The sequence below is a fragment of the Actinopolymorpha cephalotaxi genome (genome assembly GCF_013408535.1).
GTDB classification, from domain to species: Bacteria; Actinomycetota; Actinomycetes; order Propionibacteriales; family Actinopolymorphaceae; genus Actinopolymorpha; species Actinopolymorpha cephalotaxi.
The window spans coordinates 1,004,462-1,018,097 of record NZ_JACBZA010000001.1; the positions used below are offsets into that span (position 1 = coordinate 1,004,462).

Genomic DNA, 13,636 nt, shown 5'->3' on the forward strand with positions numbered 1-13,636 from the left:
GTTCAGAGGATGAGGTGTTCGCCGTCGTGGGTGCGGACGGCCGGCCGTGGTTCGCCGGTGGGGAGGGCGTCGAGGAGGCGGATGGCGTACGCCTCGCTCATGCGGTCGCGGATCTGGTCCGGGGTGAGCCAGGCAACCCGGTCGGTCTCGTCGCTGGTCCGCTCGGTCCCGCCGACGACGTGACAGCGGAACACGAGGGCGACCACGCCGCGAAGCATGTTCTTGTAGACGCCGGTGAGAACGTCGGGTTCGACGCGCAGACCCGTCTCCTCCTCGACCTCCCGGCGTAGGCCGTCGTGGATGGCCTCGCCGAGTTCGACGACCCCGCCGGGCGGTTCCCAGTGACCGTTGTCGCGTCGCCGGATCGCCAGCACGCGGCCGTGTCCGTCGAGGACGGCGGCCGCGACGCTGACGGAATGGCGCGGGGATCCAGCTTCCCGCCGGTCGGGCCGAGCGGCCACCCGCAGTCGGCTGAACCGTCGCCGAAGATCCAGAAAGACCACCTCCTTCGTGCTGTCATCCTGGGTTCTACAGGTCGTGCCGCCGGAACGGGAGTGTGTCGTGGATCTGTGGAACGGCGAAGCCTTGGTGGACACACCCGAGGTCACCGAGTTTCTGTACGAACAACTCGGCCGCGAACCCTCGCTCGCCGCACTGACGGAGATCGAGTACCAGCCTCGGACCACCAACGAGATCGGCATGATCTTCCGGGCGGCCTGGGGACCCACGGGCGAGCCCGTCGTGCTGAAGCTGAACGCCACCGCGATCGAGCTCGACTGGATGCTCGAGGTCTCGCAACGCGCGCCCGGCCTGGTACCTCAGGTGTACGCCAGTGGCCGGCGTCTGGGCGACGCGGACGTGGGTTGGCTCGTCCTGCGGAGGGTGCCCCACCACCTCGACGCCGGCTCCCACGCCGACTGGCGCAAACTGATGCTCGCGGCGGCGCGCTTCCAGCAGGTGGCATCCGACATCGACGAGCCGACGTACGCCCCGATCGATGCCGCCTTCTTCGAATGGTGCATGCCGGAAGCGATCAGGGCCGGCTGTCCGGGCCCGGCCGCGGAAGTCCTGGCCAGGCTGCATCAGGACCTCAGCTGGGTGGACGAGCATTCTGCTCGCGTTCGGTGTCACGGCGACGTGTATTTCGGCAACGCGCTCTCGGAGGTTCCGGGAGGCCCGGTCCTGCTTATCGACCCGACTCCCCGGACCTCCAACTGGGCATGGGATGCCGCCTACGCTCAGATGCTCTCGGGCAAGGAGGGGACTCCTCGGCTGGTCCCGCTCCTTGCCGAGGCGCGACGGTCGCTGGGCCTTCCGATCGGTGACCCGTCGGCGCTGGACCGGCTGGAGACGATCCTGCTCGCGTGGTCGTCGATGCTCTGGTGGGCCATCAAGCCCAACCGGCGCGCCGACCCGTGGTTCGCGATGCAGGCCAGGTGGAACGTGGAGCGGCTCGCAACTAGGGCGTGTCTCCCAGTTCGCGTAGCCAGGTGATGATCGCGCCGAGTACGACGCCGCCGCGGTAGGTCAGGGCGAGCTTGTCGTACCTGGTGGCCAAGCCTCGCCACTGCTTCAGGACGTTGAAAGAACGCTCGATGACGTTGCGCCCCTTGTACGCCTCGGCGTCGAACGTCGGTGGTCGGCCACCCTTGGAGCCCTTGCGTTTGCGGTTTCCTGTCTGGTCGGACGGTTCGGCGATCACCGCGGTGATGCCACGGGAGCGCAGCAGCGCCCGGTTGCCGCGGGAGGAGTACGCCTTGTCCGCCAGGACCGCGTCGGGTCGGGTCCGCGGGCGCCCTCGACCCTGCCTGGGTACGCGAATCGCCTTGAGCAGGTTCGCGAACATCGGCGAGTCGTTGGCCTGGCCGGGCCCGAGCAGCAGCACGAGCGGGCGGCCCTTGCCGTCGCACAAGTGGTGAATCTTCGTGCTCAGGCCTCCGCGGGAGCGGCCGATGGCGTGGTCAGCCGGCTCGATCCGCAGATTCGTGTGATTCGACAGTTCCCCCTGTGCCAGTGGCGGGCCTGGTCAGGTTGGTGCCGTGCTGGTGCGCGCGGTTGATCGTCGAGTCCACGCTGACCGACCAGTCGATGTCACCGGCCGCGTCGGCGTGCGCGAGCAGCGCGGTGTGGATCCGGTCCCAAGTGCCGTCGCCGCAGAACCGGCGATGCCGCTTCCAGACCGTCTGCCACGGCCCGAACCGCTCCGGCAGGTCACGCCAGGCGATGCCGGTCCGGAACCGGTACACGACACCCTCGACGATCCTGCGGTGGTCCCGAAACCTGTTGCCCCGCTTGCCGTCCGAGGACGGCATCAAGGGCTCGATCAGCTCCCACTGGGCATCGGACAGCACGGCTGAACGCGACATCGGTCAACCATCGCAGCCCGGAAGGCCGACATTCGGGAGACACGCCCTAGCCGGCGGTGGTAGTGGCGGTGACGTGGTAGACGCGGCCTCCCCAGCCGTCCTCGGGGAACGAGTCGGAGACCCGCAGGTAGGTCGCCTTGTCAGGACCGAGGTACGCGGTCAGGTCGATCACCTGGTCGGCCTTGTTGGAGCCGTCGGTGATGCGCCGGGCCTCCTTCGAGACGGTGGTCCAGTGCTCGCCGTCCGCGCTGGCCTCGACGACGTACTCGTTGTCGATCGTGAGCGTGGCCGCGGCCTTCGCGGTGTCGGCCGGGAACGGGAACCTGTAGACGAAGTAGTGGTTGCCGTCGGCGAAGCGGTTCTGGATGCCGTTGCTCTGTGAGCCGTCGGCGTCCCACAGCCACGGCATCTCCGCGGCCGTGCCGGTGTCGAAGTCGATCTCGTGCGCGACCGTCACCTCCGACCGCGTAGCGAACGACAGTCCCGAGTCGTCGGTGACCGTCGCGGACACGTCGTGGTGGCCGTCCTCGGCGGCCGCCGGGACGGTGACCTGTACCGGGAAGGTGCCGTAGACCGGGTGCGCACTGCCACGGGGGTTGAGGACGATCGTCCCGGTGGTGGGGGAGACGGTCCAGCCGTCCGGTGCCGTGACCTTCACCCGGGCAGTCACGGGTTGCGAGGCCGGCCCGGTGACTGACAACCCGATCTTGACAGTGATCTTCGTGGAACCGTTGGCGGCCGGCATCACGACCGGCTGAGCAGGTGAGGTGGTCGCGGCCAGCGACCGCTTCGGCGCCGGTACGGGCACCGCGGCGACCAGTGCGCTCAGGGCGCTGGCCTGCGTACGCCAGTCGAACACGTTCGGATGCTCGGTGCTGGTGCCGCCGGCCCAGCGCGTACCGAGCCGATCGGCGGCGTCGCGGTCCTGCGCCCAGATCGTCTCCGCCTGCCTGGTCACGAACTCCTTGTACTTGTCGGCATGCGTGGTGTCGGCCAGGTCCATCAGGTAGCGCAGGAAGATTCCCTTGAACTGCTTGGCGTTGTCGTCGCAGGTCCGGTCGAGGGTGTCGCAGGCCTCGGTGAGTACGCCGTCGGTGGTGAGGCCTCCGTCGATCGCCGCGTCGGCGAGCCGGCGTGCCGTACTCAGCAACTTCTGGTCACCGGTCGCCCGCCACAGTTCGAGAGCCCCGCCGATGGCCAGCCCCTGGTTGTAGCTCCACACGGTCTGCCCGTTGCTCTTGCAGTCGTCGTTCAGGCCGTCCTCGACCAGACCCGACGAGTTGATCATGCCGCTGCCGGCGAACCAGTCCCACGCGGCCTGCGACCGGGCCAGCCACCGCCGGTCGCCCGGCATGCGGTTGTGCAGTTCGGCGGTCAGCCGGATGTACAGGCCGTTGGTCACCGCGTTCTTGTAGGTCCTCTCCGCGTTCCACCAGACGCCGCCGCCACAGGTGTTGTCCCAGTACCCGTTGGTGAACTCGGCGATCTTGACCGCCATCCGGAGGTATCGGGCGTCGCCGGTGACGTCGTACGCCTGGATCCAGGTCAGGCCCCACCATTCGGAGTCGTCGATCGCGCGGCTGGTGAAGTTGCCCCACAGCTCGTCGCCGGACAACTCACCGGCCGGGAACGTGCCCTGGTCCTTCACGAACGTGTTGTTCAACTGGGGCAGGTAGCGCCGGTCGCCCGTCCGCTGCATGTAGTCGCCGATGGTTTGCAGGGCGACCGCGGAGTTCCACCAACTGGAGGGGAACCACGCCTTCTCCGGGTCGTAGGACGCCATCAGCACGTCGGCCGCGACGCGTGCCCGCGCCACGGCGGTCGGGCCGTCGGCAGTTGTCGTACCGGCCGACTCGGCGGAGGCGACAGCGGCGGGCGCCAGGCCGACGAGAAGGGCGACGACTCCGATGAGGACAGTACGAACTCGGCGACGCGAAAGCGCGGTGGACAAGACTCGGCCTGCCTTCTCGAGGTACGTGCCAGACATGAACGAAGAGAGCCCCGCGGCGGATGCGGCGCGCTGAGGCGTGACAAACCTACGGGCCGGAACGAAGGCAGGTAAGACACCTGCAGGGATCGGACAGCCGCCGGCCGGACCAGAACTGGACAGGTCAGCGGAGCCTCGAATTCGCTGGACCGTGGAACCCGTCGGTGATCGAATCCGGTGCCATGGACACCGGCCGGGCAGTCACCGAACGAGACGTCGCCGAAGGGCTACGAAATCTTGGACTGAACGAGTCGTCCTCGGTCATCGTGCACGCCTCGTTGCGGTCGTTCGGCCATGTCGACGGCGGTGCTGACGCCGTCTGCCGGGCGCTCGTCGGGACCTGCGGAACGGTGATGATGCTCGCCGGCAGCGGGGACCTCACCCGGGTGCCCGCCCCGCCGGGTCTGGTCCGGCCCAACAACGCCTACTACACCGCCGAGAGCTGGGAGAGCTTCGATGCCGCCCTGGCCGGCGCCGTTCCGTTCAGCCCGGATCTGCCCGTCGACCGCTGGCTCGGACGGATCGCCGAGTCCCTGCGCCGGAGCTTCCCGCACGAGCGGGGCGTTCATCCGTTCCTCTCGTTCCTGGCTGTCGGCACCCATGCCGGGCGGCTGATCGCCGCCCAACGGGTGGACCGGCCGCTCGGACCGATCGAGGAGCTTGCCGACCTCGGCGGCCACGTGCTGCTGCTCGGGGTGGGTCACACGTCCAACACCACGATCCACCTGGCCGAGCAGCGGTTGGGCCGGTCGCTGTTCCATCGGTACGCGAAGGCGGCGCCGGGCGTGTGGATGGAGCTGCCGAACATCCCCGGTGACAGCGACTCCTTCGACGAGATCGAACCGGAGTTGGCGCCGTTCACGGCGCAGACGCTGATCGGTCGGTGCCGGGCCCGGCTGGTCGCCGTCCAGGACGTGCTGGCGTGCGCGACCCGGCTGATCCGGGCCGACCCTGCCGCGTTGCTGTGTGAGAAGGAGGACTGCCGCTGCAGCGCCGCCCTCCGGCAACGCTTGATCACTCTGCGGTGGAGCGGGTGACGGGTATCGAACCCGCATGACCAGCTTGGAAGAGGTCCCTCTCGGTCATCGTGGCTGCAGGGAGGTGTCACAGGTCGTGGCGGCTGGCCGTCTTAATGACCTGAGGAGAAAGGGTGGGCCGAGTACACCTGAGGCCGCCCATCCAACCCGTCCAGCCAGTCCGACCGACACCCGAAGCAAGGAGAACCCGATGCCTGACGTCCCCGACACGCGCCGAACTGCCCGCGGGTGGCGCGACACGGCGCGCGTGATCTCGACGGTCGAGGAGCTCGAAGAGCTGGGTACGCCGATACCGGTCGTCCGCGACAAGGTGCTCGACGTACTCCACGACGCACACATCGCGTGGCTGGCCGCGACGCCACTGGTGTTTCTGGCGACCGCCGGGGCCGACGGCCGGTGCGACGTCTCCCCGAAGGGCGACCCCTCCGGCTTCGTGCACGTACTCGACCGGCACACGGTCGCGGTGCCGGAGCGCCCCGGCAACCGCCGGATGGACGGCCACCACAACATCCTCGCCAACCCGCACGTAGGCATGATCTGTGTGATCCCCGGCCGGCCTGACACGATGCGACTGAACGGCAGGGCGACGCTGGTGCGCGACGCACCATTCATGGACGCCATGCAGGTGCGGGGCCACCGCCCGGCGCTCGCCGTCGTCATCGACGTCGAGGAGGTCTTCTTCCACTGCCCGAAGGCGTTCCGCCGCGCCGACGCGTGGGACCCGAGCGCTTGGCGTCCGGACGACGCACCGGCACCGGCCGATATCGCCCTCGCGCTGTGGCGGAAAGGGCAACGCCGCGAGGACGTGGTCGAGTATTACTCACGTCCGACGTCGCGCGGTGATCTCTACGCCGCCGAATGACGTGGAGAAGATCCACGTCGAGTCGCTGGCGGCTCTGACCTGGGGTGGTGCGGTGGAGCGGGTGACGGGAATCGAACCCGCATGACCAGCTTGGAAGATGTCGAGACGACCACGAACGGCTCACGTGCGCGCGGGAATGAATGTCCCGCACCGGCCTAGAGTGACCCTCATTCGCCTTGGCAAGTGGCCCACGAGTGGCCTGCCTGAGCCGGCGCTTTCGGCGCAGGTTGATCGTCTAGGTCTCCTGGCTGCGGTGTCTAGCTGTTGCGGGTCATGACGTTGGTGACGGTCTGCCGGAGGCGTGAGGCGGGTGGTTGGTCGCCGGCGGCGGTGTGGGCTCGATGGTAGTTGTAGTGGATGTTCCACACCTGGATCGCCTGTGCGCGTTGGGTTTCGCTGGTCCACACCCGGGCGTAGAGGAGTTCTTCGGCGAGGGTGCGCTGGTATCTCTCGACTTTGCCGTTGTGGCGTGGTGTGTAGGGGCGGGTGCGCTGGTGACGTGAGGCGAATGCTGTCGCGGTCCGCACGAACGCCCCGGCCCGGTAGTTCGCACCGTTGTCTGTGACCAGGCGAGTGATCCGGACGATGCCGTGGTCGGCGAAGAACGCACGGGCCCGGTGGAAGAAGCCGATCGACGTCTTCGCGGTCTCATCGGTCAGGTGTTCGGTGTAGGCCAGTCGGGAGAACCCGTCCACCGCCGAGTGCAGGTAGACGTAGCCAGCCTTGGCTGCGCCCTTCTTCTTGGCCTTGGCGCGCTGGGCGGCTCGGTCAGCGTCGCTGCCGCGTCCGTGGGCCCGCCAGCCGCCGCCGTCGGGGATCCGGCCGACCTTCTTCACGTCCAGGTGCACCATGTGCCCCGGATAGCGGGCGGTGATCCGCTCCGGCCGCCGGTTCGACGCGCCAGTGGGGTCCAGGTCGCGGCGCCGGTTGAGACCCAGGCGGGCCAGCCACCGGCCCACGGTGGCGACAGAGACCCGGTGGCCGCGGTGGGCGAGCTCGGCGGCGATCTTGCGGGCGGACCACTTGTGCTCCCGGCGCCAGGTCTCGATCAGCTCCACCACCCCATCCGGGGTCTGGGACGGGGAGGAATGCGGCGCGGAGGACCGGTCGAGCAGACCGGCGTCGCCGCTGGCCCGGTAGCGGTTCACCCACTTCGACAGACACTGCCGCGACACGCCGGCCTCGGCGGCCACGTGGGCGATCGGGCGGGTCTGGCAGCGGGTGACAAGACGCAGCCGGCCGGCAGCAGTCAACGGGGCGCTAGCGTGGGACACGAGGGGTAGATCCCTTTCGGAGGACGGTTGGTCGCACTTCCATCCTGCCGACCGGCGATCTACCCCTCCCTCACACCCCGACCACCGTCAACAACCTCATGAGCCACAACATCTAGCCCAGGCCGACGTCGCATCCGCGAAGCAGGGCGTCAGGGAGCATCCCGCTAAGCGAGACCGCGCGACGATCGGTTGCCTGGGCCCTGGCTGCGGTCGACTAAAGTGAATGAGAACTTGCTGCGTCAGCTGCAAAGCTGCAGGTCAACAAGTGTGCTCCCCGCGTACGCGGGGGTGATCCGGACTCTGAACGCCACCAAGGCAGCCAGGAACCGTGCTCCCCGCGTACGCGGGGGTGATCCGTGCTGCCGCGACACCATCGACGCCTCGTCGATGTGCTCCCCGCGTACGCGGGGGTGATCCGTCGCTCGGCAAAGTGCTGGACCGGCTGCGGCTGTGCTCCCCGCGTACGCGGGGGTGATCCGCCACGGCTGGAACACCTTGGCGGCCACCACGAGTGCTCCCCGCGTACGCGGGGGTGATCCGGCGACCCGGCCGATCTGGAACGAGTGGTAGACGTGCTCCCCGCGTACGCGGGGGTGATCCGCTCTTCGCCCCTGTCGACAGGGCCGCGACGGCGTGCTCCCCGCGTACGCGGGGGTGATCCGCGCGGCGGGCCGGTGTCACTGCGTCGGAGATCGTGCTCCCCGCGTACGCGGGGGTGATCCGGCCGATCACTACGGCCGCGCAGGCGGGCCACTGTGCTCCCCGCGTACGCGGGGGTGATCCGTTCTGGACCCAGACGACATCGAAAGCGCCGATGTGCTCCCCGCGTACGCGGGGGTGATCCGGTGAACCCGAACCCGGGGCCTGATCGTCAAGGGGTGCTCCCCGCGTACGCGGGGGTGATCCGATCGGCGGCGAGGGCCTGACCGGCCAGCGCGCGTGCTCCCCGCGTACGCGGGGGTGATCCTGGGCGTGGGTAGGGGCGGATCCGGCCGCGCCTGTGCTCCCCGCGTACGCGGGGGTGATCCGCGCGCTCGGCCAACTGGATACGGATGCAAGGGGTGCTCCCCGCGTACGCGGGGGTGATCCGAAGCGGACCACGGCGGCGACGCCGCGGGAGACGTGCTCCCCGCGTACGCGGGGGTGATCCGCTCCGCGGGATCAAAGATCCGGTGAAGCGGTCGTGCTCCCCGCGTACGCGGGGGTGATCCGAACCGGTACGGCGGCGTCTACTGGCCCGAGGCGGTGCTCCCCGCGTACGCGGGGGTGATCCGAGATAGACCCCCTGCAGGGTGCCACCGCGCCCGTGCTCCCCGCGTACGCGGGGGTGATCCGCTCATGCACGGCGAAGAGATCGACGTCCCAGAGTGCTCCCCGCGTACGCGGGGGTGATCCGACTCGGAACGTCCGCGGTGGGTTCGTACTTCGGTGCTCCCCGCGTACGCGGGGGTGATCCGTAGTGGGTACCGCGGACGACGAGGCCGAGGCAGTGCTCCCCGCGTACGCGGGGGTGATCCGAGCATCTGCCGGTTGGCGTCGCCCTTCTTGGTGGTGCTCCCCGCGTACGCAGGGGTGATCCGAGCGGGACGAACCACTGGCACCCCGCGCACCAGTGCTCCCCGCGTACGCGGGGGTGATCCGGGTGCGCTCGACCTGGCCGCGTACGCGGGGGTGATCCGTCGCCTGACCAGACACCGGCCGTACGGGATCCGTGCTCCCCGCGTACGCGGGGGTGATCCGCCGGCGCCGACGTCGGACAGCGTGCCCGAGCCGTGCTCCCCGCGTACGCGGGGGTGATCCGGGATACGTACGCGCCTTCCACGGCGAGTGGGAGTGCTCCCCGCGTACGCGGGGGTGATCCTCGGCGCTGTCGTGGTGGCAGGCCGGACCCGGAGTGCTCCCCGCGTACGCGGGGGTGATCCGGGTGAAATCCGAAGGACGCGAAGCGCCCTTGAGTGCTCCCCGCGTACGCGGGGGTGATCCGGACCTGATGCTCTGCGGCGAAATGTTCGGCCTGTGCTTCCCGCGTACGCGGGGGTGATCCGTCCGCGGTCGAGCGAATCGAGCGGCAGGCAGCGTGCTCCCCGCGTACGCGGGGGTGATCCGCCGGAAATGTCGATCGGCGCCGCGCTCGCGGTGTGCTCCCCGCGTACGCGGGGGTGATCCGCACGAGGGCCAGTTCATCCTCAACGACTGGACGTGCTCCCCGCGTACGCGGGGGTGATCCGGTCGAACACCAACTGGAGAAGGACTCCGCCGAGTGCTCCCCGCGTACGCGGGGGTGATCCTGGGCCATGACGGCGCTACAACGGCCGGCCACGGTGCTCCCCGCGTACGCGGGGTGATCCGATTAAGCCGGTTGGCGTTGTGCTCCACACCGAGTGCTCCCCGCGTAAGCGGTGGTGATCCGGACGGCAAGCCGCGCTGGCAGTGGAACGTCACGTGCTCCTCGCATACGCGGGGGTGATCCTGCGCAGTGGTACGCCGCGGCGTTCGAGGCGGCGTGCACCCGCATCGAGTGCTCCCCGTACGCGGGGGTGATCCGGCGTTCGCGGTGCCGCTGGTGCCGCCCGAAGTGTGTTCCCCGCGTACGCCGGGGCGGTCTGCGGACGGCGCCGGGGTTGATGCGCATTTCCCATCCTCGAGGGATCGGCTCTGACTGACCCGGTGTGACGACGAGATGCGTAGCAGTCCGTAGTCTTTTCGCCTGTAGCTGACGGCGCGAAGTAACCGGAGTGATCGAAAAGCAGGATGGTTGTCGGTGCCGTCGTGTTAGATGACGCCCGTGCACTTGAACACGGGGAAAGTGCCGGTCGGACCGGCTGCAAGTGTCTGGGCGAAGTCGAAGCGAGATGATGGCAGCTGGCTGGCGTTGTGGCGTCACCTGGACGATAGCGCCGCGGTTGCTGGTCGGCTGTGGGATGAGTGGCTGCCGCGTGCGGTCAAGCAGGTCATCAGTGCCGGCCTCCCAGCGGGGGAGGAGGACGGCCGCGTCCTGGCAGTGTGGCTGGCTGGGATTCATGACGTGGGGAAGGCAACCCCGGCGTTCTCGATCCAGGTCGAGCACTTGGCCGATCGGATGCGCGACCACGGCTTGGCTATGAGGCCTGACCCGGACCGGAAGCTCGTTCCCCACTCGACGGCGGGTCAGGTGCTGCTGGAGGACTGGCTCGCTGACATCTACGGCCTGGAGAAGGCAGATGCGCAGCAGTTCACCGTCGTGGTGGGCGGCCACCATGGTGTCCCACCCGAAAACGTCGACCTCAAGATTGTTCGAGACCGCGCATCTCTGCTCGGCGTTCGACGAGCACCTGAGGTCTGGCGTGAAGTACAGCGCCAGCTCCTCGACAGAACAGCGGACCTCACTGGGGCGTCGGAGCGCCTACCGCACTGGCGGGGTGTGCGGTTGTCCCAGCCGGCGCAGGCCCTGCTGATGGGCGTGGTGATCGTCGCCGACTGGATCGCGAGCAACGACGATCTGTTCCCCTATGACGTGCTCGAGCTGGACCAGCAGGAACGGCTTAAGGCGGCCTGGGATGAGCTTGACCTGCCCACGCCCTGGCAGGCTGTGGAGAGTACGGGCACGCCGGCGGAGACGTTCGCGGCGCGGTTCGAACTCCCTGATGAGGCGGTAATTCGGCCGGTACAGCAGGCTGCAGTCGAGCTCGCACGGTCTATGGAGGAGCCGGGGCTGCTGGTCATCGAAGCACCCATGGGCGAGGGGAAGACGGAGGCGGCGCTGGCGGCTGCCGAGGTGTTCGCCGCCCGGTCAGGTGCGGGCGGAGTTTTTGTTGCGTTGCCGACGAGGGCGACGAGCGATGCGATGTTCTCCCGGGTGTTGTCGTGGCTGGGCCGTCTACCGGACGCCGACGTTGAGCGCGGCGCACATGCTGTCGCGCTGGCGCATGGCAAGTCTCGGCTGAACGAGGAGTTCCACGAGCTCCTTCGGAAAGGCCGGAGCGTCTCAGTCGACGTTGACGGCTGCGCCCGGACCCAGGAGCTGGCAGCGCATCAGTGGCTGATGGGCCGGAAGAAGGCGATGCTGTCGTCTTTCGTGATCGGCACCGTCGACCAGCTGCTGTTCGGCGCGCTGAAAGCCAGACACGTCGTGCTCCGCCATCTGGGAATGGCCGGCAAGGTCGTGATCATCGACGAGGCACACGCCTACGACGTCTACATGAGCGAGTACCTGGACCGGGCGCTGGAATGGCTCGGCGCGTACCGCACTCCCGTGATCGTCTTGTCAGCGACACTGCCCGCCCAACGCCGCAAGGCGATGGTGGAGGCATACGACCGAGGACGCTCCGACCGGCCGACGCGACAGCGTGCCAGTGTGCGGCGTACGCCTCAGCCCGAAGCTGCTCCCGATCCCTACGCTGCGCTCGACGGTGACATCGGCTACCCCGTTCTCGTCGCTACGAGTGGGAACGCTCGTCCGGTCGTCCGCGTGACCGAGCCTTCGTCGAGAACGATCCAGGTCATCGTCGACCGCGCTGACGATGATCCAGTCGCACTGGCGCAGATGCTTCGGGTGGAGTTGGAGGACGGTGGGTGCGCGCTGGTGGTCCGCAACACCGTGCGGCGTGTGCAGGAAACGGCTCGCGTCTTCGAGCAGATCCTAGGGAAGAGCCGGGTGTCGGTGGCGCACTCAAGGTTCCTGGCGCCGGACCGAGCGGCGAACGACAGGTGGCTTCGTGACAGCTTCGGCCCGCCACAGCAGGACCAAGCCGACGACGGGTTGGCGCGACGGCCGCGGGGTCATGTGGTGGTTGCAAGTCAGGTCGCCGAGCAGTCATTGGACATCGACTTCGACCTGCTCGTCACCGACCTTGCACCAGTTGACCTGGTGCTGCAGCGGATGGGCCGGCTGCACCGTCACGACCGCGCCGGCCGACCGGATCGGGTGGCAAGGCCGCGCTGCCTGATCACAGGAGTGGACTGGGCGTGCATGCCTCCTGAGCCAGTGCGGGGTTCGGTGACGGTCTACAAGCGGTACCCGCTGCTGCGCGCACTCGCGGTGTTGAAACCGTTCCTTGATGGTGAACCCATGCAGTTGCAATCGAGGATTGCGCCGCTCGTCCAGGACGCCTACGGGCCGGACGATATAGGGCCGGTCGAGTGGCAGTCGGCGCTGTTTGCTGCGCGCGAAGAATTCACCCGGATGCAGAAGGACAAGCGCAAGAAGGCTGACAGTTTTCGGCTCGCCGGCCCCGCGCAGGCCGGCACACCTTTGATCGGGTGGCTCCGCGCGAACGTCGGGGACCTGGGCGACGATGATCCCAAGGGGCGCGCGCAGGTGCGCGACACGCCCGCGGAGACAGTGGAAGTGCTGGTCGTCATGCGGCGATCCGACGGTACGCTCGCGACCGTTCCGTGGCTCGACAAGCATTCCGACATGGAACTTCCGGTCGATCAACCGCCACCTCCGCAACTCGCCCGGACGGTGGCCTCGTGCACCCTCGCACTGCCTGTCGAGCTCAGTGGGCTACCGGTGCTCGAAGAGATCGAGCGGCTGGGGTGCATGCCTGGCTGGCGGCAAAGCCCGCTGCTCGATGAGCAGTTGGTGCTGATTCTGGACGAGGACGGTCGGGCCGCCATCCTCGATCACATGCTGCACTACGACCGACGGTTCGGATTCCGTGTGACTTGACCGCGTGGCCGTGGGCGATGAGTAATTCGGTTGAAGCGGTCTCAGACATCCTCGCCAGGGCTGGAAGGTAGGACTGGTTTGCGGGATCTTCTGCGGTTTGTGTCCGAGAGCGGCGCGTTCGAGTCCTGTCTGCGTCCACTGGAGTCGAGTAGTGCTGGAGCGAGGATGCGGATCGCCCGGATTCTGTCCCCAGCAAGCAGCACCAAGATGATAACGACTACCCCGATGACTAGCGCCCGGAGTGGTTTGGCTAGTAGCAGCAGCAGAGGCACGCTGACAGCCACCGTGGGAACGAGTTCAAGCATCCGTGGAACTCGCCATCCACCCCAGTGGGGTGCGCGTGCTCGCTCGCTTCCGGTAACTAGAAGGTGCCATGGCCTCGCGCATGGCTGTCCCATTGCTGTGCATCGTCGTGCCCACCCCGCAAGTTCAAAGCGTTCGTCAGTGATGTCATCTGCGC

The 13,636-nt window shown here is 68.2% G+C and carries 7 protein-coding genes, 1 pseudogene and 1 CRISPR repeat array; of the genes and pseudogenes, 4 read left to right on the plus strand and 4 right to left on the minus strand.

All coding sequences use genetic code 11. The annotated features are described in order from the left end of the window. Window positions 1-2 precede the first annotated feature (2 nt). Complete coding sequence (locus FHR37_RS04600) at window positions 3-503, minus strand: NUDIX hydrolase (RefSeq protein ID WP_237769033.1); 501 nt, start codon at window positions 501-503, stop codon at window positions 3-5. A 58-nt stretch (window positions 504-561) separates the two neighbouring features. Between FHR37_RS04600 and FHR37_RS04605 the strand changes: the two genes are divergently transcribed. Then, complete coding sequence (locus FHR37_RS04605; protein WP_092887658.1) at window positions 562-1,494, plus strand: phosphotransferase; 933 nt, start codon at window positions 562-564, stop codon at window positions 1,492-1,494. Here FHR37_RS04605 and FHR37_RS04610 read toward each other — a convergent pair. Both FHR37_RS04610 and FHR37_RS04615 read right to left on the minus strand, forming a co-directional pair. Further along, a pseudogene (locus FHR37_RS04610) lies at window positions 1,460-2,366 on the minus strand (IS5 family transposase). The gene FHR37_RS04605 and the pseudogene FHR37_RS04610 overlap by 35 nt on opposite strands. Window positions 2,367-2,412: 46 nt before the next feature. Beyond that, complete coding sequence (locus FHR37_RS04615) at window positions 2,413-4,317, minus strand: glycoside hydrolase family 76 protein (RefSeq protein WP_237769144.1); 1,905 nt, start codon at window positions 4,315-4,317, stop codon at window positions 2,413-2,415. A 200-nt stretch (window positions 4,318-4,517) separates the two neighbouring features. Between FHR37_RS04615 and FHR37_RS04620 the strand changes: the two genes are divergently transcribed. Continuing rightward, window positions 4,518-5,390 (plus strand): AAC(3) family N-acetyltransferase, encoded by an 873-nt coding sequence (locus FHR37_RS04620; protein WP_237769143.1) that lies wholly within the window; start codon window positions 4,518-4,520, stop codon window positions 5,388-5,390. Window positions 5,391-5,580: 190 nt separating this feature from the next. Further along, window positions 5,581-6,252, plus strand: coding sequence for an MSMEG_1061 family FMN-dependent PPOX-type flavoprotein (locus FHR37_RS04625; protein WP_092890824.1), 672 nt, complete (start codon window positions 5,581-5,583; stop codon window positions 6,250-6,252). Between the two features lie 257 nt (window positions 6,253-6,509). Here the strand turns inward: FHR37_RS04625 and FHR37_RS04630 are convergent, their stop codons facing one another. Beyond that, window positions 6,510-7,526 (minus strand): IS481 family transposase, encoded by a 1,017-nt coding sequence (locus FHR37_RS04630; protein ID WP_179770980.1) that lies wholly within the window; start codon window positions 7,524-7,526, stop codon window positions 6,510-6,512. Between the two features lie 267 nt (window positions 7,527-7,793). After that, window positions 7,794-9,816: a CRISPR direct-repeat array (repeat unit 29 nt; unit sequence GTGCTCCCCGCGTACGCGGGGGTGATCCG). 486 nt (window positions 9,817-10,302) lie between these two features. On the opposite strand from FHR37_RS04630, the gene FHR37_RS04635 reads away from it, so the two are divergent. After that, on the plus strand, window positions 10,303-13,176 hold the full coding sequence (locus tag FHR37_RS04635; RefSeq protein WP_092890777.1) for a CRISPR-associated helicase/endonuclease Cas3: 2,874 nt from the start codon (window positions 10,303-10,305) through the stop codon (window positions 13,174-13,176). The last annotated feature ends 460 nt before the right edge of the window (window positions 13,177-13,636 follow it).